The organism is Parablautia muri (assembly GCF_009917485.1).
Classification (GTDB): Bacteria; Bacillota; Clostridia; order Lachnospirales; family Lachnospiraceae; genus Suilimivivens; species Suilimivivens muri.
The window spans coordinates 1-18,372 of record NZ_QZDT01000064.1 but is presented as its reverse complement, the minus strand read 5'-3'; the positions used below and the strand labels follow the sequence as shown (position 1 = coordinate 18,372).

Below are 18,372 nucleotides of genomic sequence, written 5' to 3'. Positions count from 1 at the left end.
CCTATGATTTAGATTTTATCATAGAAGACCTTATTCTTATGAAATATTTACAGACTTTTTTTCACAGACTCATTTAATGCTTCTTCTGGCGTATATTCTTCAGAGTCTAATTTTGTTACAACAATAACGTCAACATCTGATTTGTTTCCATTTTTAGGTTTCACAGCCGTAGAACGATGGTAGCTTCCCTGCAAGAAAGTGCTAACAATAATTTTTGATAATTTTTCGTCTCCCTCTAATCTTTTTCTTAATGTCGTGTGTCCTGTCTTCAAATCATTCACTTGATTATCGGTTAGACGAATATTGGACAAAAAATCCTTAAAATATGATGGTACAGTAGACATAAATAATCCTCCCTATTTAGTCAAGTCTTTTTTCCTTATTTTTCAAGGATTTTCTAGTTACATATCTCAGATGAATGAGCCAGGATGATGGACATTTCTTTGTATCTGGTACGAAAATAGAGGTGTTGGGGTATATGAAGCAGAACGTCTTCCGTTTCCGCTCTACATGGCCTTGTGTATGCCCCTCCTTCTACGGCAGCGAACCTCCCGTGTCTACCAGGATCACCCTCATCTCTTCGGGGTCCTAACTTCCTTCGTCCCGCCTGTCCATAACCAGGGTGTCAGCTTAGCTCCTTTACAGGGTCATGCCCTATGGATAATATTCCTGCCGACTACCGGCTCATTCTTTGTTATAAGTCTTACTGACCTGTCTCATATGCTTCCCTCACCGGCACCTTTCGGTGGACGTTTTCCCGGATCGTTCCCCATACTTTCCAGCTTTCCTGTCACAGCTGGATTCAACTCTCAATCGAATTTTTGAAAGTTCAACCCAACTATGACAGGGCTTTGTCTGCCTGTGGTTTAAGTTCGTTTATTACGCTGCCTGCATCTGTGGTCTCCTGATGTCACCCATCAGTTTTCCGGCATCATAATCTACACCTTTTGTCAGTATCGTGTAGAATATCCTCAGAACCTTACACGCTACCGCTACTACAGACTGCATCTTCTTTAATGGGTTTTCTTTTCGTGTCCGGTAATACTCATGTATTGCCCTGAACTCTGCATTCTTCCCAATCAATGATATCGCTGCTTCATACAGCACATACCTCAGGCGTTTCCTTCCCCTGTAACTAATCCGGCTCTCGCCGTTATGCTTCCCGGAGTCATTCGCCACAATCGCATATCCCGCCAGCTTCTGTAACTGCTTTGGGTTGTCAAAACGTCCAATGTCTCCCACCTCCGCAATGAATCCGCTGACTGTTACCAGGCCGATCCCCTTAACCCCCATCAGTTTATCTATATATGGGATTTCTTTCAGCTTTTCCTCTATTTTCAGGAGAAGTTCCGCTAGCCTTGAGGTATATACATCCATGTCGTTCAGCAGGTTATTCAGTTCCATCCTTGCCGCTCCCGGTGCTTCCTTACTTCCTATGCTGTGCTCCGCTGCCGATACCAGGGTCTTTGCCCTCTTCATTCCGGCGCCTCTCAGCTTTGCGTCTCTCCATATCCGGTTCACACCTTCTGCACCAAGTTTATGAATATCCTCCGGCAGCGGCGCCTCCTTTAGCACCATCCTCCCGCTGACTGCCTTATAATCCCCATAAACGTCTTTATATTCAGGGAAGTAGATGGCAAACCATCTGGCGATACGGTTCTTGAGCCTTGTAAGCTCCTCCTGCGTCTGGAAGCGCAGGTTCGATAAGCTCCTGATCTCTGCATAAATACCGGTCGGTATGTATGGGTAAGAGAACCTCCTCTCATTGACAAGTGCAGCGATCGTCTTTGGATCTTTGCGGTCATTTTTGTTGGGATTGTTGTCATCCAGTTCTTTTGATTTTTTTACGTGATGGGGATTCACATGCACAGGCCTCATCCCGCTGTCCTGCAGGAATTTCCCCAAGGCAAACCAGTAATGTCCTGTCGGCTCCATGCCCGGTATCACAACAGTTTTACCGTGGTTCGCCGCTATATCCTCCATCCATGCTTTGAATGTCTGGAACCCTGCCTCTGTGTTACTGAATTCCAGTGGTTTTCTGGTATATTCGTAATTGCGCCAGTCGAATGCCCTGGCATAGTGGGTTTCACTTCCTACATCGATTCCAACAATCAAAGTTTTTTCAGTTATGGATGCAATTTTTGCGTTTTGTGTGTTACAATTCATTTTAGATACCTCTCTGTTCAATAAGATTTTCACTAACCTGCAAGTCAGTAATCTTATTTTACTCTGAGGTATTTTTTTCTCAACCTTCTTTCTTGGAATTCCCTATACGTGGATTATACAGGAAGCTCTTTTATATTACGACCATCAAACTTATCTAACAGGGATAAGCACATTGTTTCATCTTCTAGATGTACTGCTCCACGTGGAAAGCTTGTAACACCAATAGATATTCTTTTAGGAGAATATTTATCAGCAACAAGAAAAATACGTTTTTCCAATTCTTCATCAAACACTTTTCTATCAATGCCATTACCGTGTGTTGAAGAAATCATTTGGTCATTTACAGTAGCCGAAGCAATAAAGCTAATTTGGTCAAAAGTCATCTTTGATTGCTATACGAGATATACTTATGCAACGAATCTCGTACAATTTTTTCTAATACCTCTATTTCAAAAGGTAAGATAACAAAATCAATTCTTTTATCTTTAAGCAAATCCGTTAAGTGATGCTATTGCCATTTTATCAAGCGTGTTGCTATAAAATTTTCCAATTGAATTTATAAAAGTAATTGCTGCCTTTTCACATTGCCCAATTAAACATAGTTCATATTCGAAGGTATCTATATCTGCTATAAGATCACAAAGCCATAATTTAACATCAGATTTAGAAAATGTATTTATTGTTGATTTTACTTGTATGCTTTTTGTGATTTTATCAGCTTTTCCTAATGCTATATCAACTTTGTCATTAGATGTTGGAAATTCAATATAAATCTTATCCCAATTGTCTTTATCGGTTAATGCTTCTAATACTGAAGCAAAACCTTGATATAAAAAACCTCGTGAAGCTTCCTTACCGCCCATCAGTTTCACCAACCTTTCTTTTTTATACACTAATTTTAACCCAGATGTTAGATGATATATCCCAAGAATTTTGCCACTCATCTTCGTTCACAATCGCATCAAATACAGGCTCAAGGAAAGTCTGTATTTCATTTATGACCTCCGAAAACTCAAGTGTATCATCTTTTATAGTCTTCAAGAAGAATTTCCACCGCTTCTGCATATCCACATCCTCAGCAAGTGTGAGAATACGCTTGAAACTGTCCTTTTCGTAGGGTGTCCCTCGCCGCTCCAATGTTCTGGATATTGCTGTCTGCAATTTCACTCCATCAAAATCAAAAGTCTTTGCCAGATAGTAAATATCGTAAAAGTCCTTCATTCTGCCTGTCAGTTCAAACCGCTGTAAAATAGCGTCAAATTTTTCAGCAATCGTACTTTCAAGAGAATACGTCATAATAACAGGAGATTCAAAATCAGGAAGCTGCGTATGAATCGTCCGTTCCTCGGCACATGGCACAATCACATCCCCGACTCCTATATCTACATTGAACGGCACACGGACATTTTTGATTTTTCCGATAATCTGCGTACTAATGCCGTGATATTTCCTTTGTGGGGAAATTTTCTCAAAGCCTTTGGCTGTCATCTCAATATAATCATTGCCCGTAGGTATGGCAAGAATTTTTACAATAAGAGCTTGTACTTCTTCTAACGAGTTAGAAACACTGCGCAATAGGAAATCCACATCAACGGTCGCCCGACTTTCAAAGTTTGTAAGCGTATAAATAAACAAACCGCCTTTGAGAATAAGAGCATCCTCATACCCTGATTTTGAAAGTTTCCGCAAAAATTCCTCCTGCATAAAAAGCTGTAAGCATTGCTGATAACTAATGCCAGCCGCCTTTGCCTTATTCCTTAGCCTTGCCAAAACAGATGCCGCAATATCAGCCACTACAACCACACTCCAATCAATTCTTTTACTTTCTTCTGTACCCTGAGTTCCTTTGCATATTTCATAAGGTTTGGGATATTCTTCTGCGTGTCCCTCACATAACCTTGAACTGCCTTATTAAAAATTTCTTTATCCATCTTGCTCATATTCCGCAAGACATCACAAATCGTACGGTCACGGTCATAAATGCGGACATCCACAAAATCAATACTTCCTTTTATTTCCCCCAGTGGTACTAAATAAGGCTCAACTCTATAAGCCTTTACAAACGGATAATCTATCTTTGTACGATTCCTTGAAACATTTTTATCAACCGTAATATTCCATTCGGCAGGATTACGGTCGCTATAATGATAATAAAAAAGAGCTGTTTCCATACAAAGGACTGCATCTGGAAAAAGCCGATTGATTATCTTAACCTCCTGTCCATCAATAGAATCCACCCAATGGTAATATCCCCATTTTACCTTTTCAATCAGTCCTTCATTTAATAATTTCTGAATATCAGCATAATATAGTTTATAAGAATTAAGTTCAGCGGTCGTCATGATACAATCATGGTCAAAAAAAATTCTTCTGGCAATATCTATCACTTTTTCATCAATCATTGATTACACCTCTATTAATCCACACAAAAATATCTTAACAATTGTGTGATTTGCTATAGTATATCCCCTTTTGTATGAAAAGTCAATGATAGTAAAACACCATAAATGAATCATTCAATGGTGTGATTTGATATAAAAACTCAGCTTGTCCAAGAATATATAGACTAACTGAGTTCCTTACATTCCGTATCATAAATAGACATCATCATTAGCTGCCGCATAGAGATTTATCCATCTCGGAGTGTCGCAAACCTCGATAGAATAAGGCTTCCCGATGTTCCCCGCATCTTCATTTTCATCATATTTCTTTATCCTCTCAAACATCGAAAAGCTATGTATCTGGAATCCCACCGTATCATGCCCGCCCTAAAATACAGTAAGCGGAACATTACCGCTGCTTCTCTGGGTACGGAAGAACTGGCCCACCTTGAAATGGTTTCCACCATTGTCCACCAGCTCACCAAAAATTTATCTATGGAAGAAATTGAGGAATCCGGATTTGCAAATTATTACGTTGACCATACCATAGGGATTTGGCCTATGGCTGCCGGCGGCATTCCTTTTAATAGCTGTGAATTCCAGTCTAAAGGAGATGCAATTACGGATTTGTTTGAGGATATGGCAGCAGAGCAAAAAGCGCGCACAACCTATGACAATATTTTACGTTTGGTGCATGACAGTGACGTATGCGACCCTATCCGCTTCTTACGCGCCCGTGAAATCGTGCATTTTCAACGATTTGGTGAAGCAAACCGGGAAGATTGCAGTAAATCGAAACACAAAAATCACTAAGACGCATATCCACACGCCCCTCAAAGCTGTGGACTTCGGCTTTTGCACAAAAAGAAAGGACAAGCCTATAATGCCAGTATTCAGAGTAGAAAAAGTCAAAGATTATACGATTATGCCAAACACCCACTTACGCAACCGCCAGTTATCCCTACGGGCAAAAGGATTGCTCTGTCAAATGCTCTCATTGCCCCCGGAATGGAATTTTACCCTGCAAGGGTTAGCTTATATCAACAAAGAGGGTTTAGACGCTATTACAACGATTATACACGAACTGGAGCAGGCAGGATATATTACCCGCAATAGAATACGCGATGAAAAGGGATTGCTTCGGGAAATGGAATATATAGTCTGTTCTTCCCCAAAGCTGAATAACAATTATGGCAATAATCCAATCACGGAAAATCCTACATCGGATAATCCAACATTGGATTTTCCAACGCAAGGAAAACCAACGCAATAAAATATAGATATATAAAATACTAAAGAATAAATTACAGAATAATAAATTATCTATTCCTTTCCTATCCGTTCTTTTGATTTTCAATTGGATTATCCCTATCGCATGAGGGGGAATGGAAGTGAAAAGAGGTTGATACAACATAGATATTCATTTATGCCTTAATTACCCTTTATCAACGGCAGACAGCCAAATCAAGGATTTACCGCTTTAGCGGCGTTTATGTCCTTGATTTGGCTGTCTGGCGTTGATAGTCTGGGAAAGGCATAAAGAAGAATTTGCCGGGCTTGTGTTCCTGTCTGCTGAAGATATGGAGTAATGAAACGCCGGGGAATGGCAGCTTATACAGTGCCATTCCTCGGTATCTTTTTTATGCCCTTGCTATTTTCCTCTTAATGTCATAAAATAGACCTCACACGTTTTCAAATATTAACACAAGTGTTAAGTCTGTTGTCGGTTTATGTTATGGTATAGTTTATTATAATTTCTCTTGTATTCAAAGTAAGGAGTGGTTGAACATGGATATTGGAACTACAATAAAAAAATTAAGGATTGACAAAGGTATAACCCAAGAAACCTTTGCTAATGTACTTGACATTTCCGTACAGACTGTTTCACGTTGGGAAAATAACGTCAATTATCCCGATTTGTCAATGCTTCCCTTAATCGCAACATTCTTTCATGTTTCAACTGATTTCCTCTTAGGAATGAAAGGAGAAAACAATATGGCAAAGTTACTAAAAACAGTAGAAACTTTTGAGCTTGTTTCCAAGAGCGAAGCGGAGGAACTGGTTCTGAAATTCAAGGGAGAAAAATTTCCTATTCTCAAAGAACATAAGATAACGAAAGCGGACGGAAAAATCATTTTGGAAGCAACAAAAGAATTTAATGCCGATATGGATAACATGAAATTTTAGTTATTCATAAGAAAAGATTTACAGTTAATAGGCAGGTAATGATATGGGAAAATATTAGTGCTGACTCTTAACGAACAGGAAGAAAAAGCGATTGACAAGATTATAGCAGCAATAGCTGACTGCATATCGCTTGAATCCATGCAGACTATCCCCGTTCCTGCTTCGGGAATGTCTTTTCCGGGACTGGAAATAAGACAGAGCCAACACAGGGTAATTCATGACGGGGAGGAAGTGAACCTTACCCGCCTTGAATATAGCACCCTTGTATTCCTTGCTTCCAATCCCGGCATTGCCCTTACACAAACACAGATTTTTGAAGCCGTTTGGAACATGGACAGCGATAGCTGCCATTCAAGCGTTGTCAACGTGATTTACAACCTACGGAGAAAGATAGAGCCGGACTGCAAAAACCCGACCTATATAAGAACCGTGTTAGGTGTCGGCTATAAATTCAGCGGATAAACGCCGGGAAATGATGATAGATACATTGTCATTCCCCGGCGTTTTTTCTGCCCTTGTAGACGCTTAGAAGCCCTTTTCCGGGCATTTCCTTACCCATGCCACAAAACGCCCCGAAAATGCCCTTAAAACGTTTTTTGCTCCTGTTCTATGTCTGTATTTGTTTTCCATTTTCGTTTTTCTATAAGGGTTTGGGAAACTTCCCAACAAATAAAAATTCTATACGTCACTTCTCATAAAGATAGAGAATTTTTCGGGATTGAGTACTCAATCCCTATGCTTGCTATTCTGCTATTCTAAACTTTTTATAAAATTTCAAAAAAACTTTGCCATTTTTTACCTCCCGTGCGTAGTAAGTAGTAGAGGGGGAGTTTACGCTATTCCCGTATAGTGTACTTGCCGCTTCTCATAAAATTTAGGGAAACCGTCAAAGGAGAAAGTTTATGTCAAAAACAAATAACTCTCCTACACCCGATACCCCAATACGCAAAGATAAAATGAGGCTGACCGTTACCAACATCTACCCCGCCTTTCAGAAAAAATCAGAACAGGAAGCCCGGCAGGAAATCGGGGCAAGGCTCTATCAGATTTTTAAGAAATATGCGTAAGTCCCTTGCAAAACAATCACGGAAACGATATGATCGTTTTGTGGATATGCGTCTTACGTTTTAGGAGGTAGATAGAATGTACGACGCATTATATGCAAGACAGTCAATCGAAAAAAAGGACAGCATATCCGTAGAAAGCCAGCTTGAGTATTGCAGATACGAAACCCACGGGGAAGCCTGCATTGAATATACAGACAAAGGCTTTTCGGGCAAGGACACCAACCGTCCCGGCTTTGAAAAAATGATGAACGATATTCGCGCAGGAAAAATCAAACGGGTTATTGTCTACAAACTCGACCGTATCAGCCGTTCCATTTTGGATTTTGCAAACATGATGGAGATTTTTCAAAAATATCATGTGGAGTTTGTTTCTTCCACGGAAAAATTTGACACGTCCACACCGATCGGCAGGGCTATGTTAAATATCTGTATCGTGTTCGCCCAACTGGAACGGGAAACCATACAAAAGCGGGTAACAGATGCTTATTATGCACGGTGCAAGCACGGCTTTTACATGGGTGGGCGTATCCCCTACGGCTACCGTCTGATAAACACGGTCATTGACAATACCCGCACTTCCATGTACGAAGAAGTCCCGGAGGAAAGCGAACAGCTAAAGCTGATTTACTCCATGTATGCGGACACGGACAATTCACTTGGGGATATTGTGCGGTACTTGAACGAACACCAGATTAAAAATCTGCGTGGCGCAAACTGGAATACCGCCCGTATCAGTGAAATGCTCCGCAATCCCGTGTATGTGCAAGCCGATATTGACGTGTACCAGTTTTTCCAAAATCAAGGCGCAAATATCTATAATCCGGCAAGTGATTTTACGGGTTACAATGCCTGCTATCTCTACAAAGGTACGGTTTCCACTTCAAGAAAGCAGAGTGATTTATCCGACAAAGAGATTGTGCTTGCGCCGCATAAGGGTTTTATCCCCTCTAAGACATGGTTAGCCTGCCGCATACGGTGTCTGAACAACCGACAGTCAACAAAGACCTGCAAACCGAAAAATTCATGGCTCATCGGCAAGGTAAAATGCGGCAAATGCGGTTATGCGCTGACAATCCGTAAGGCGAAAACAAAGTGGAGACGTTACTTTGTTTGTAGCCAGTCGGGAAGCCGTGGAAGCAACTGTACCGGGGTAGGCTGTACGGTTTATGCAGACGTTTTAGAGGAATATATGCTTGGTGCAATCAAGGAAAGACTGTCAGAATTTCAAAAACTCTCCTGCTTATCTGACACAGGAGAAGAACAAAAGCACATGACGAAAAAAATCCGTCTGACACAAATTGAGGAAGAAATCGAAAAACTTCTCTCCAGAGTGTCCGGGGCAGGCAGCGTTCTGATGAAGTACATAGACGAAAAAGTATCAGAACTGGACGCAGAACGAAAAGCCTTGCAGGAAGAAATCGTTACGGCAAATGTCACAGACACGGAGGGCAGATTGAAGCAGATAACCAATCATGTAAAAACATGGGAAACGCTCTCTTTCGAGGACAGACAGGCGGTAGTCGATACGCTTATCAAAGTTATTCGCATTGCAGACGGAAACATTGAGATTACTTGGAACATTTAACCATGAAAGTCTATGCCACACAGTTTTGAGGAAAATTTAATAAAAATCTGTTGATACACCAATACTAAATACCGTATAATAAAGAAAACAGTGAAGGGAAGTGATACTATGGCACCTGCGGCACAGGCAGTTAGAAATCAAGAAATCCTAAAAACCGAATATTCCGAAAAAGCAGCCATAGGCGCATTATATGATGAACTCTCCAAGGGAATAGAAAGTCTGAAAAAAGGCGATGTTTATACGATTGATGAAGCATGGGAGGAAATTGACAAAATATAATGCCGGACAAACCAAAGAAATATAAAATCGTAATATCCAAGGACGCGCTTTGGGATATAAAATCAACTAAAAAGTATATTCTCGACACATTCAAATATCGTGAATATGCGGAAAACTTTTCAAAGAAGATAAAGAAGGCTATCAAAGAGCTGGATTCCTTTCCCAAAGGCTATGAAGCTACGGGATATGTAATTGAGGGATTGAGCATTTATTTCAAGCCTTACAGTACATATTTAATCTTCTTTGTTGTGGAGGTTTCTACGATTACGGTAATCCGGGTATTGAAAGACCGCATGTATTGGCAGTCGATTATAAAGAAAATGCAGAAAATCAACAGATAGATTTACTTCAATCCTCCCGTTTCGGTGAAGCTCTGCGTATTGTTCAAGATAAACTTGATTCTAAGAATTTCTACGCATTTAATCCTGAATTTGATAAATGTAAATGTTAAAAATACTTTCTTATATAAAATTGCATTCAAACGGGCGAAAGTACTTTCGTGCTTTCGCTCGCTTAGAATCAAAAAGTCAGATGTGATACGCCGTTCATTGCTTGGACGGGCATACGTATACAAGATATTTTCCGGTGAAAAAATACCCTCAAGAGACAAATTGCTGGCCCTCGCCTTTGGTCTTGACCTTTCTGATGAAGAAGCCCGGAAAATGTTAAAGCTGTTGGGCAACAAAGAATTGTATGCAAGGGATGAGCGCGATGCACTGATTCTTTTTGCCCTACAGCGAAATAAATCTATTTTTGAAGTCAATGAATTGTTGTATGAGCATGGACATGCCATTTTAAATCCTGCAAAAGAATGAGGCCTCTCATCCTTTGCACCAAGCTTATGATCTTTCATCCTTTAGCTGTTTTCATTTCTATAATAGTACCACGGACTGAAATATTCCTCAGGCATAGGGCTGGACTTATACTCATTTGGACAGGAAGTCTGCACCTCCACGGTGAAACGATATGCGCCGCCTTTTTCCGTCATAAACTCCGGTCTGATTCGAACCCCCCTCGTATCCTTTCTCCACCATATATTCTTTTGTCCAAATATTATTCGTAACATAATCGTTATTTTTATCATAAAAAGTAACATTAAAACTATCTAAATCCGCATAATCCACCATATTATCCCAGGTTGCAAAAATGCCCATCCTTGTTCCCGTTCGCGCATTTTCCAGCAAAGGCCGTAGGCACCGGCAAGGCAGGCGCATCTGCGCCCGTGTACGCAAAAGCATCCGAAATCACATAGGGACTGTCGGTATAGCGGATACCGTCTCCTACGGCAGCCACTGCGAAATAATAAAATCCGTTTTCCCAAAATTCCGATGTAAAGTTCCAGTCAAAGGTGGGAACACCGTCCACATCGTTCCACATATTTCCTCTTAAATCATCATCTTCCTTTTCCCACACATCATCCTCAAGGTCAGGTGGTTCGGCCGTATCTCTCCGACACAGCTTATACGAACGGAGTTTTCGCTGTCAATACCCGATTCCGGTACATTGCCCCATAGGCCTATTCCCGTCTCGCCGTCCCACCTGGGATTTTCAGGTGCAGGAAGATCCTGCAATGTCGAACCTTCGGCGGAAACTTCCTCAGGCTGTATCGATGGATACCAGACAATTTTCCATAAAAGGATGACCAAAAACACCGTCATCACGCCCCACAGAGCGTTTCGTCTTCCTTGAAAAAAGCCCTTCTCACCTGTCGAATCGACTGGTATCTTTTATCCGGATCCAACCTGGTGCATTTTCGGATTATTCTTTTGTCGCTATATCTTGTATTTTTTCCGCCAAAAGCTGATTCAGCGTCACACCCAGGGAATAAATATCAGTCCGTTCATCCGTTTGGTTAAAACCATACTGTTCCGGAGGGGTATACCCTCTTGTTCCCAGCAGTCTTGTATCCTGTTCCTGTTCATTTTTATATAACCGCGCCGCATCAAAATCGCTCAAACGGATATGCGCATCCTGAGCAAGAAGAATATTAGACGGTTTAATATCCCGATGGATAATCCCCTTTTCATGTATAAATGATAAAACAATGCACAGCTCGGTAACGATTTTTTTAAACTGTTTTCGAGATAACTTTGCAGGGTGTGGCAATTTCCCCTCAATATATTCTTCAATCACTGTGGTGTCGGATTCAGACACAGTGACCTCATACAGTTATGGCAAAAAGGGATGCGGACCATTTAGCAGTACCTTGTAAACCTCCTGCCGCCCTTTCAAGATCTTTTGGATATAGTACTGCTCCGTCCCCTTTTCACGCACCAAATTTACCATGCTTTTATTACTTTTCTTCAATTCCTTTATTACTTCGTACTCCATACTCATTTATCCTTCCGAACACACCAATCCCCATTCTTACCGGCTGCCTGGTATTTTACTTACTATAATCGGCATAAAAAGAATAAGATGCTATACCACCATACCCATTATCAGTATCCCATTCCGCTTTAATCTCATAGATATACCCATTTGGTTTCAACATGATTTGGTTTCCGTCAATATCCACTTTCTCGCTGTCTGCGCCAGAAGTCCCCCAGCATTCATCGCTCCAACACTGTGCGCTTATTCTGTCAGGTCTTTCCGTGAAATTTAAAGCGGCAGCTTGTTCGGTAGTTTCAAATTTGAGAAGTAAATCCTCACAATCCAAGGGATGCGCACTTTCAGCATTGAAGGCTGTGATTGTGCCGTCAGCATTTATCTTCTGCCAGGAATAAGAACCTAATAAAGCGCCCATAGAGGTGTTATCGCTTATAACGGCTAATGTGGGCGGTTCTTCCAAAATGATATTGGCATTTTCATCGTTCAGCAATCTATTTGCATAATTGTTGAGTGCCTCGCAAGGCTCATATTTGGTCTTATATCCAATGCCATCAATCACTAAGAACGGATTATATGCCATAATTTGTGTCTGTGTGCCATTGGACATTGTGAGCGTAAAAGTAACACCTTGACCGGCATACTCCGTGTAAGAGTTGTCTTTCTTATAGATAACTACATCTTCCAAATATGCAGCCAATTCTTTTATCTCAGCAATTTGAATCGTTTTATCTGGCGGTGTCAGCCGTACTGTTGCCGATAGGATTTGAGATGCAGATAAATTCTTATATGGTTTTTTCCCTCTGCTGGTAAGTAAGGACACCCCTACGATGCACAGTATCAACACACATATGATTAAGACTAGGCCTGTTTTTCTTTTCATAATCAACCTCTTTGTTATTTTGTTGTAAGCCCCTAATTTAATTATTTCCGCCAGCAACGAGCCAAGTAGACGTGCTTATAGAGATGCGAAGCATCTCATAGAAATACAAAGCATCTCATAGAAATGCAAAACATCTCATAGATATTTGACGCCTGCCGCGTGGGTCAATACCTCGCTGCTTTGCAGCGTTGCTTGCAGCCAGGTTGTTGACTTAATTATAAAATCACTGTCTGCTATTTACAATGTATTTTAATAAATTCATGATTTAAAATATGCGTTATATGCCCAATCTTCACACAATGTTTCCGCTCAGCACCACCGCTAAACTGCCAATCGCTGGTTGTAGATTTTCTGTGAAAGTATGTAGCTGAATCATAAAACAAATTAAAAAAAGCCTTCTCTCCAATAATGGTTTAAGGGCTTTTATATTTATGTTATTACGGATATGGGGAAAAATATATGTTTATGAGAGACTATGTCCATTAAACACAGAAAGAAGATACATAAATCCACAATAACCATTTTCATCCGGCAGCTCATCTAATTGTTCTTCGCCATATCCTGCCGGAATGGTAAAGGTATATTTTGTACCCTTATACATAAAATTTACAGTCACTTCCACATCCTGTCTGTTTTTTAGAGCTTCAATGGCCGCTCTGTTAAAGCATGTCCAAATTTCTGTATCAATAGTAATGCTGCCGTTTGCAGGCGCTTTCTCTAACTTTGCTATGGTATCTTTCACAAATTGATTTACTGCCGTTCCCATAACTACAACATGTGACTGCTGCTGTCCGCAGGTGTGCATTCCAGCGCAACGATTCTGTCTGTATCTGCCGTTGCTTCTTCCACTATAGTTTCTACATAATTATGTGTGTGAGAGCCACCGGAACTCTTTGCTTCCTTCCGTTCCTTTCCGTTCTTCCGCTCCCACTCTGCCTGTAAGAACGGCTGAAAAGGAAAAAGCACCGCACTCATTTCATTGATAACCTCCATTACCTCATCGCAGTTAATGCTTGTAAGATATGTCACGCCATCGATAACTGTCCAATTAGGAACACCATTGTTATCCACATCTTTCAATAGCCCTTCCGCTCCCCAAGTATGCAGAATGGAAGGCGTACTATCATAAACAGGGAACAAATATATATTTGCCGTATTCCAAAAAACATCAATTTGACTTTCTGTGAGCCAATATCTTGTCTTTTCTGTGCCTTCCCATGAACTGCCCGAATCATGACAGCCTATGGTTTTATCATTGATTAACTGGGTAATCTTTTGCGCCTTAGCATCAACAGCCGCTAACTGCCTGTACTGTTCCATGGTGCAGTATTTGCTGACATCACCTATATCGCGCGCCTGTGCCACATTACCGCTTATGCCAAAACCGCCAAATACTATGGCAACCGCCAATGCCGCTGCTGTAAATTTCTTTATGAATCTCATCTCTATTCCTCCTGGTATGTTTGCTTACAAATATTTTTTAAACGATTTATCTTTTATGCCTTCTCGCATTTTACATTGGTTCTGTGTATTTTTGCCAGGTTCACCTCCTTGACATACTATATTACAATGCAAAAATATATGAATGATTATAAGCTGGTTTTGACCATTTATGGTCTACTGTTAGTAGATATTCATAAATTTTTTATTCTTCATAAAAACAAGAAAATTTACCGTTTCAGGTTTTTAACATGTAGTTCAGACTTGGGCCAAATTATTACTGCCAGATGCTATAATTGCTGACATTTTCTTGCCATGAGAAACCTTGTGTGGTATGATTACTCCGTATTGTATCTCAAATCAAGAGAATAATAACGGAGGATGCGAACCATGAAAAGTGAAAAAACTTATGAACTTGTACTTCTTGCACTGTTCACTGCTATTATTGTTATAATGGCGTTTACACCACTGGGATATATCCCGTTAGTCGTTATCAATGCAACCATTATCCATATCCCGGTTATCCTTGGAGCGCTATTTTTAGGTCCAAAAAAAGGTGCATTCTTAGGATTCGTATTTGGATTTACCAGCTTCATCAACAACACCTTTAAAGCAATTACAGCATCGGCTTTTGTGTTTTCACCGGTTTTAGCTGCAAACCTTATCGGTGTATCGGGTATATTTAAGAGTCTCTATATCTGTTTTGTGCCGAGAATACTGGTGGGCGTCATCCCCTATTTTGCATATATTCTGATTCAAAAGCTGTTAAAAAGCGAACGGAAAATATGGCCTGTTGTAATTCACGGGATGGTATCTTTTATCTTATTTGTTTCCCTGAGAGCATTTATATGCAACCTAATCAATAGTCATGCCGGCCAAATCACGGGTATGGTAGTCGGCCTTGCTCTTAGCATTTTCTTGTTTATTGTGCTTACTTTGACAAGCCGGAAAAAGACTGTGACAGGCATTTCGCTTGCCTATGCAGGAATTGCGGGGGCCTTTACAAATACCTTGTTTGTTATGAGCGGTATCTATATTTTGTATAAGGATGCCTATGCCCAGGCTCTTGGTATTGCCGGCGATACGGTCATCAATGTAATTATGGGAATCATTAGCTTTAACGGCATTGTAGAAGCTGCGGTTGCCGCCATATTGATTGTCGGCGTTGGTATGGCGCTTTTACAGGTTAAACCTATCAGCACTGAACGGACAAGCAAACGAAAGCGCGCTTCGCAAACCAGCTTATTGTAACAATGGCTGGCATGCTTTACGAGACATTTTTATATGAAAAATTAAGAAAAAACTGATGACAGTTCAGTCTTCGGCCAAGCTGTCACTGAAAACAGAAACAGAATTAAAAAATAATTTAAAGATAAAATAATTTTAGCGGAAAGGCGGGTTTTTAGTATGATTTTAGCGATAGATATTGGAAATACAAATATTGTAATCGGTTGCATAGCTCAGGAAAAGATTTACTTTGTAGAAAGAGTTTCCACCAACATTGCCAAAACCGAGCTGGAATATGTAGTGGAATTCAAAACCCTTCTGGAACTCTATAAGGTCAAGATGAAAGAAATCACGGGATGTATCATTGCTTCTGTGGTGCCTCCTTTAAATAATATTGTGAAAAACTCTATGGAAAAGCTTTTTTCCATCTCTCCTTTGCTTGTAGGACCAGGTGTGAAAACCGGCCTGAATATATTAATGGACAATCCCGGGCAGGTAGGATCGGATTTGATTGTAAATGCGGTTGCCGGTCTTCAGTATTATGGAGCACCCATTATTCTCATTGACATGGGCACCGCTACCACTATCAGTGTGGTGGATGATAAGAAAAATTATATTGGCGGTATGATTTTGCCTGGCGTAAAGGTATCGCTGGAATCCTTGGTAGACCGCACCTCCCAGCTCCCCAGAATCAGCTTGGAGGCTCCTAAAAAAGTGATTGGTAAAAACACGATTGACTGTATGAAAAGCGGGATTATCATGGGACAGGCTTCCTGTATAGACGGCATGATTGACCGGATATGGGATGAATTGGGCTATCAGGCACCGGTGGTGGCCACTGGAGGCCTTGCAGGACATATTGTTCCCTGCTGCAGAAAAAAAATAATCTGTGACAATGAACTTACTTTAAAAGGTTTAAATATCATTTACAGGAAAAATATGGAACTTAGGGCTTAAACACTTTAAGCGACCATTTTTGCTCACAGGAGTCAATGCCCCACGCAAGCAATGGCCTCAAGCTTTCAGCGCTGCATGGCACACGCTGCAAGGCAGCGGGTATATAACTCTCGTGGCAGTCGCCAAATGTTCATGCAAACATGCCCACTTGGTTCATTGTTCACGGAAGTCAATTGGCGCCTGCCAAAATCAGCATTAAAGGGAAATCGCGGAAACATGGAGGAGTAAAATGATAAAAGGAAAACATATTGTGCTGGGCGTAACCGGCAGTATTGCCGCTTACAAAATTGCATCTTTAGCCAGCATGTTAAAAAAGCAGGGCACTGATATAACCGTTATCATGACACAGAATGCCACCAACTTTATTCATCCCATTACATTTGAAGCACTTACAGGAAATAAATGCCTGATTGATACCTTTGACCGCAATTTCCAGCACAGTGTGGAACATGTGTCTTTGGCGAAACAGACGGATGTATTTTTGGTTGCGCCGGCCTCCGCCAACGTAATCGCAAAAGCGGCCCACGGCATAGCGGACGATATGCTCACCACTACTCTGCTTGCCTGTCAATGCCCTAAAATCATTGCACCGGCTATGAATACGCGCATGTTCCAAAATCCCATTGTACAGGATAATATGAAGATCCTAGAGCGCTATGGAATGGAAGTTATCACTCCCGCCACCGGATATCTGGCCTGCGGCGACACTGGAGAAGGAAAGATGCCGGAGCCGGAATTACTCCTGGAATACATCATCAAGGCATTACGGCCTAAAGACATGACCGAAATAAAAATACTCGTTACGGCAGGGCCGACCCGTGAAAGAATTGACCCTGTACGCTATATTAGCAATCATTCTACCGGAAAAATGGGATATGCCATTGCAAGAGCCGCCATGATGCGTGGAGCCCATGTAACTTTGGTCACCGGCAAAACCTCTCTTGCGCCTCCCATGTGCATTCATACCGTCACTATTGAATCGGCCCAGGATATGGCAGATGCGGTAAAGGCATACGCTCCCGAACAGGATATTATCATCAAAGCCGCCGCCGTAGCGGACTATCGTCCTAAGTATATTGCAGACCAAAAAGTAAAGAAAAAAGACGGAGATATGTGTATTGAGCTGGAACGTACCGAAGACATTCTTGGCTTTCTTGGGAGCCATAAAGAAAAGGAACAATTTTTATGTGGATTTTCAATGGAAACGGAAAATATGATTGAAAATTCCCGTGCCAAACTGCAGCGAAAGAACCTGGATTTGATTGTGGCAAATAACTTAAAACAGGAAGGGGCCGGATTTGGAACCGATACAAATGTAGTGACTCTGCTTTCAAAGGAGGATACCATACAGCTCCCCATCATGAGTAAAGAAGATGTGGCAGATGAACTGTTAAACTATATTATGGCGAAACGTTCATCACAGGGCTGATTTATCCTTACCGCTTAATTGCAAACTGGTCTGCTCAATGAGACGAACAGCTCATATCAAGTTCTTATATATAAATAAGTATAAAAAAAATCATACCTGCATATGCTGTGACTGAAAGGATGGTTGATGAAATATGGATATGGAAAAAACAGTTTGTTATTGTATGAATGTTACAAACGGCATGATCAAGACAGCCATTGATGCTGGCGCAAAAACCCTTGAGGAAGTTCAGGAAGCCACAGGCGCTGGTACTGTGTGCGGCTCCTGTATCGACAATATAAAACATTTGATAGATGAATTTGCACCGGAGCAGAAAAAGTAGTTTATATCATATGGCACAAGTAAACATTGTAAAAAAGAACAGGTTTTTACCCAATGTCATTTAGATAAGGACAACATTGCAGTTAGGATTCTTTTTACAGCGAGTAAACATTTTGTTTATT

At 41.0% G+C, this 18,372-nt stretch carries 26 protein-coding genes and 2 pseudogenes; 14 read left to right on the top strand and 14 right to left on the bottom strand.

Features of this window, described 5'->3' with window-relative positions; all coding sequences use genetic code 11:
- Positions 1-47 precede the first annotated feature (47 nt).
- From D5281_RS21540 to D5281_RS21520, 6 genes are all read right to left on the bottom strand, one after another.
- Positions 48-344: an SMODS domain-containing nucleotidyltransferase gene (locus tag D5281_RS21540; RefSeq protein WP_277935525.1), complete on the bottom strand. Its 297-nt coding sequence runs from the start codon at positions 342-344 to the stop codon at positions 48-50.
- Positions 345-879: 535 nt separating this feature from the next.
- Positions 880-2,166, bottom strand: coding sequence for an IS110 family RNA-guided transposase (locus D5281_RS21535; RefSeq protein WP_160562049.1), 1,287 nt, complete (start codon positions 2,164-2,166; stop codon positions 880-882).
- 113 nt (positions 2,167-2,279) lie between these two features.
- On the bottom strand, positions 2,280-2,549 hold the full coding sequence (locus D5281_RS26135; protein WP_277935524.1) for a hypothetical protein: 270 nt from the start codon (positions 2,547-2,549) through the stop codon (positions 2,280-2,282).
- Between the two features lie 102 nt (positions 2,550-2,651).
- On the bottom strand, positions 2,652-3,029 hold the full coding sequence (locus D5281_RS26130) for a hypothetical protein (protein ID WP_277935523.1): 378 nt from the start codon (positions 3,027-3,029) through the stop codon (positions 2,652-2,654).
- A gap of 22 nt (positions 3,030-3,051) precedes the next feature.
- Positions 3,052-3,960 (bottom strand): nucleotidyl transferase AbiEii/AbiGii toxin family protein, encoded by a 909-nt coding sequence (locus D5281_RS21525; protein WP_330585219.1) that lies wholly within the window; start codon positions 3,958-3,960, stop codon positions 3,052-3,054.
- The gene (locus D5281_RS21520) at positions 3,960-4,568 is read right to left on the bottom strand and encodes a type IV toxin-antitoxin system AbiEi family antitoxin domain-containing protein (RefSeq protein WP_160562048.1); all 609 of its coding nucleotides are present in this window, start codon (positions 4,566-4,568) and stop codon (positions 3,960-3,962) included. The genes D5281_RS21525 and D5281_RS21520 overlap by 1 nt, the downstream gene beginning before the upstream one ends.
- Positions 4,569-4,925: 357 nt before the next feature.
- On the opposite strand from D5281_RS21520, the gene D5281_RS21515 reads away from it, so the two are divergent.
- The 10 genes and pseudogenes from D5281_RS21515 (at position 4,926) to D5281_RS21480 (ending at position 10,480) form a co-directional block, all read left to right on the top strand.
- A complete protein-coding gene (locus tag D5281_RS21515; protein WP_277935522.1) occupies positions 4,926-5,360 on the top strand; it encodes a manganese catalase family protein in 435 nt (144 codons plus the stop codon).
- A 70-nt stretch (positions 5,361-5,430) separates the two neighbouring features.
- Positions 5,431-5,698: pseudogene (locus D5281_RS21510) on the top strand (helix-turn-helix domain-containing protein); the annotation flags it as partial.
- Between the two features lie 637 nt (positions 5,699-6,335).
- Positions 6,336-6,734, top strand: coding sequence for a helix-turn-helix domain-containing protein (locus tag D5281_RS21505; protein ID WP_160562046.1), 399 nt, complete (start codon positions 6,336-6,338; stop codon positions 6,732-6,734).
- 57 nt (positions 6,735-6,791) lie between these two features.
- Positions 6,792-7,196, top strand: a complete 405-nt coding sequence (locus tag D5281_RS21500; RefSeq protein WP_330585218.1) for a winged helix-turn-helix domain-containing protein — start codon at positions 6,792-6,794, stop codon at positions 7,194-7,196.
- 440 nt (positions 7,197-7,636) lie between these two features.
- The gene (locus tag D5281_RS26125) at positions 7,637-7,801 is read left to right on the top strand and encodes a hypothetical protein (RefSeq protein WP_277935520.1); all 165 of its coding nucleotides are present in this window, start codon (positions 7,637-7,639) and stop codon (positions 7,799-7,801) included.
- A gap of 76 nt (positions 7,802-7,877) precedes the next feature.
- Entirely contained in the window at positions 7,878-9,386 is a 1,509-nt protein-coding gene (locus D5281_RS21495; RefSeq protein WP_160562045.1) for a recombinase family protein, read from the top strand.
- A gap of 108 nt (positions 9,387-9,494) precedes the next feature.
- Positions 9,495-9,665, top strand: a complete 171-nt coding sequence (locus tag D5281_RS26120; protein WP_016278752.1) for a hypothetical protein — start codon at positions 9,495-9,497, stop codon at positions 9,663-9,665.
- Complete coding sequence (locus D5281_RS21490) at positions 9,665-10,006, top strand: type II toxin-antitoxin system RelE/ParE family toxin (RefSeq protein ID WP_160562044.1); 342 nt, start codon at positions 9,665-9,667, stop codon at positions 10,004-10,006. The genes D5281_RS26120 and D5281_RS21490 overlap by 1 nt, the downstream gene beginning before the upstream one ends.
- Positions 10,007-10,020: 14 nt before the next feature.
- Positions 10,021-10,116: pseudogene (locus D5281_RS27025) on the top strand (manganese catalase family protein); the annotation flags it as partial.
- 82 nt (positions 10,117-10,198) lie between these two features.
- Positions 10,199-10,480, top strand: coding sequence for a hypothetical protein (locus D5281_RS21480; RefSeq protein WP_160562043.1), 282 nt, complete (start codon positions 10,199-10,201; stop codon positions 10,478-10,480).
- A gap of 41 nt (positions 10,481-10,521) precedes the next feature.
- Here D5281_RS21480 and D5281_RS21475 read toward each other — a convergent pair whose 3' ends face one another.
- The 8 genes from D5281_RS21475 to D5281_RS21440 all read right to left on the bottom strand — a co-directional run bounded on the left by D5281_RS21475 (position 10,522) and on the right by D5281_RS21440 (position 14,319).
- Complete coding sequence (locus D5281_RS21475; RefSeq protein ID WP_160562042.1) at positions 10,522-10,731, bottom strand: hypothetical protein; 210 nt, start codon at positions 10,729-10,731, stop codon at positions 10,522-10,524.
- Between the two features lie 62 nt (positions 10,732-10,793).
- Entirely contained in the window at positions 10,794-11,078 is a 285-nt protein-coding gene (locus D5281_RS21470; RefSeq protein WP_160562041.1) for a hypothetical protein, read from the bottom strand.
- A complete protein-coding gene (locus tag D5281_RS21465) occupies positions 11,051-11,323 on the bottom strand; it encodes a hypothetical protein (RefSeq protein ID WP_160562040.1) in 273 nt (90 codons plus the stop codon). Before D5281_RS21465 ends, D5281_RS21470 begins: the two co-directional genes overlap by 28 nt.
- A gap of 100 nt (positions 11,324-11,423) precedes the next feature.
- The gene (locus tag D5281_RS21460) at positions 11,424-11,834 is read right to left on the bottom strand and encodes a protein kinase domain-containing protein (protein WP_277935526.1); all 411 of its coding nucleotides are present in this window, start codon (positions 11,832-11,834) and stop codon (positions 11,424-11,426) included.
- Complete coding sequence (locus tag D5281_RS21455) at positions 11,835-11,996, bottom strand: hypothetical protein (RefSeq protein ID WP_160562038.1); 162 nt, start codon at positions 11,994-11,996, stop codon at positions 11,835-11,837.
- 55 nt (positions 11,997-12,051) lie between these two features.
- Positions 12,052-12,876, bottom strand: a complete 825-nt coding sequence (locus D5281_RS26115) for a hypothetical protein (protein ID WP_277935519.1) — start codon at positions 12,874-12,876, stop codon at positions 12,052-12,054.
- Between the two features lie 463 nt (positions 12,877-13,339).
- Positions 13,340-13,642, bottom strand: a complete 303-nt coding sequence (locus D5281_RS21445; RefSeq protein ID WP_160562037.1) for a hypothetical protein — start codon at positions 13,640-13,642, stop codon at positions 13,340-13,342.
- Between the two features lie 2 nt (positions 13,643-13,644).
- Positions 13,645-14,319 (bottom strand): hypothetical protein, encoded by a 675-nt coding sequence (locus D5281_RS21440; RefSeq protein WP_160562036.1) that lies wholly within the window; start codon positions 14,317-14,319, stop codon positions 13,645-13,647.
- A gap of 387 nt (positions 14,320-14,706) precedes the next feature.
- On the opposite strand from D5281_RS21440, the gene D5281_RS21435 reads away from it, so the two are divergent.
- The 4 genes from D5281_RS21435 (at position 14,707) to D5281_RS21420 (ending at position 18,251) form a co-directional block, all read left to right on the top strand.
- Positions 14,707-15,567 carry an ECF transporter S component gene (locus D5281_RS21435; protein ID WP_160562035.1) on the top strand — a complete coding sequence of 287 codons (861 nt, stop codon included), beginning with the start codon at positions 14,707-14,709 and terminating at the stop codon, positions 15,565-15,567.
- 156 nt (positions 15,568-15,723) lie between these two features.
- Positions 15,724-16,500: a type III pantothenate kinase gene (locus D5281_RS21430; RefSeq protein ID WP_160562034.1), complete on the top strand. Its 777-nt coding sequence runs from the start codon at positions 15,724-15,726 to the stop codon at positions 16,498-16,500.
- A gap of 229 nt (positions 16,501-16,729) precedes the next feature.
- Positions 16,730-17,929, top strand: coding sequence for a bifunctional phosphopantothenoylcysteine decarboxylase/phosphopantothenate--cysteine ligase CoaBC (gene coaBC, locus D5281_RS21425; RefSeq protein WP_160562033.1), 1,200 nt, complete (start codon positions 16,730-16,732; stop codon positions 17,927-17,929).
- Between the two features lie 133 nt (positions 17,930-18,062).
- Entirely contained in the window at positions 18,063-18,251 is a 189-nt protein-coding gene (locus tag D5281_RS21420) for a (2Fe-2S)-binding protein (RefSeq protein ID WP_160562032.1), read from the top strand.
- Positions 18,252-18,372 lie beyond the last annotated feature (121 nt).

What these genes read in the sequence shown, in the direction of transcription:
- D5281_RS21540 (WP_277935525.1), bottom strand. Translation starts at nt 344, where the DNA reads ATGTCTACTGTACCATCATATTTTAAGGATTTTTTGTCCAATATTCGT.
- D5281_RS21535 (WP_160562049.1), bottom strand. Translation starts at nt 2,166, where the DNA reads ATGAATTGTAACACACAAAACGCAAAAATTGCATCCATAACTGAAAAA.
- D5281_RS26135 (WP_277935524.1), bottom strand. Translation starts at nt 2,549, where the DNA reads ATGACTTTTGACCAAATTAGCTTTATTGCTTCGGCTACTGTAAATGAC.
- D5281_RS26130 (WP_277935523.1), bottom strand. Translation starts at nt 3,029, where the DNA reads ATGGGCGGTAAGGAAGCTTCACGAGGTTTTTTATATCAAGGTTTTGCT.
- D5281_RS21520 (WP_160562048.1), bottom strand. Translation starts at nt 4,568, where the DNA reads ATGATTGATGAAAAAGTGATAGATATTGCCAGAAGAATTTTTTTTGAC.
- D5281_RS21515 (WP_277935522.1), top strand. Translation starts at nt 4,926, where the DNA reads ATGCCCGCCCTAAAATACAGTAAGCGGAACATTACCGCTGCTTCTCTG.
- D5281_RS21505 (WP_160562046.1), top strand. Translation starts at nt 6,336, where the DNA reads ATGGATATTGGAACTACAATAAAAAAATTAAGGATTGACAAAGGTATA.
- D5281_RS26125 (WP_277935520.1), top strand. Translation starts at nt 7,637, where the DNA reads ATGTCAAAAACAAATAACTCTCCTACACCCGATACCCCAATACGCAAA.
- D5281_RS21495 (WP_160562045.1), top strand. Translation starts at nt 7,878, where the DNA reads ATGTACGACGCATTATATGCAAGACAGTCAATCGAAAAAAAGGACAGC.
- D5281_RS26120 (WP_016278752.1), top strand. Translation starts at nt 9,495, where the DNA reads ATGGCACCTGCGGCACAGGCAGTTAGAAATCAAGAAATCCTAAAAACC.
- D5281_RS21490 (WP_160562044.1), top strand. Translation starts at nt 9,665, where the DNA reads ATGCCGGACAAACCAAAGAAATATAAAATCGTAATATCCAAGGACGCG.
- D5281_RS21475 (WP_160562042.1), bottom strand. Translation starts at nt 10,731, where the DNA reads ATGTTACGAATAATATTTGGACAAAAGAATATATGGTGGAGAAAGGAT.
- D5281_RS21465 (WP_160562040.1), bottom strand. Translation starts at nt 11,323, where the DNA reads ATGACGGTGTTTTTGGTCATCCTTTTATGGAAAATTGTCTGGTATCCA.
- D5281_RS21455 (WP_160562038.1), bottom strand. Translation starts at nt 11,996, where the DNA reads ATGGAGTACGAAGTAATAAAGGAATTGAAGAAAAGTAATAAAAGCATG.
- D5281_RS26115 (WP_277935519.1), bottom strand. Translation starts at nt 12,876, where the DNA reads ATGAAAAGAAAAACAGGCCTAGTCTTAATCATATGTGTGTTGATACTG.
- D5281_RS21445 (WP_160562037.1), bottom strand. Translation starts at nt 13,642, where the DNA reads ATGGGAACGGCAGTAAATCAATTTGTGAAAGATACCATAGCAAAGTTA.
- D5281_RS21440 (WP_160562036.1), bottom strand. Translation starts at nt 14,319, where the DNA reads ATGAGATTCATAAAGAAATTTACAGCAGCGGCATTGGCGGTTGCCATA.
- D5281_RS21435 (WP_160562035.1), top strand. Translation starts at nt 14,707, where the DNA reads ATGAAAAGTGAAAAAACTTATGAACTTGTACTTCTTGCACTGTTCACT.
- D5281_RS21430 (WP_160562034.1), top strand. Translation starts at nt 15,724, where the DNA reads ATGATTTTAGCGATAGATATTGGAAATACAAATATTGTAATCGGTTGC.
- coaBC (WP_160562033.1), top strand. Translation starts at nt 16,730, where the DNA reads ATGATAAAAGGAAAACATATTGTGCTGGGCGTAACCGGCAGTATTGCC.
- D5281_RS21420 (WP_160562032.1), top strand. Translation starts at nt 18,063, where the DNA reads ATGGATATGGAAAAAACAGTTTGTTATTGTATGAATGTTACAAACGGC.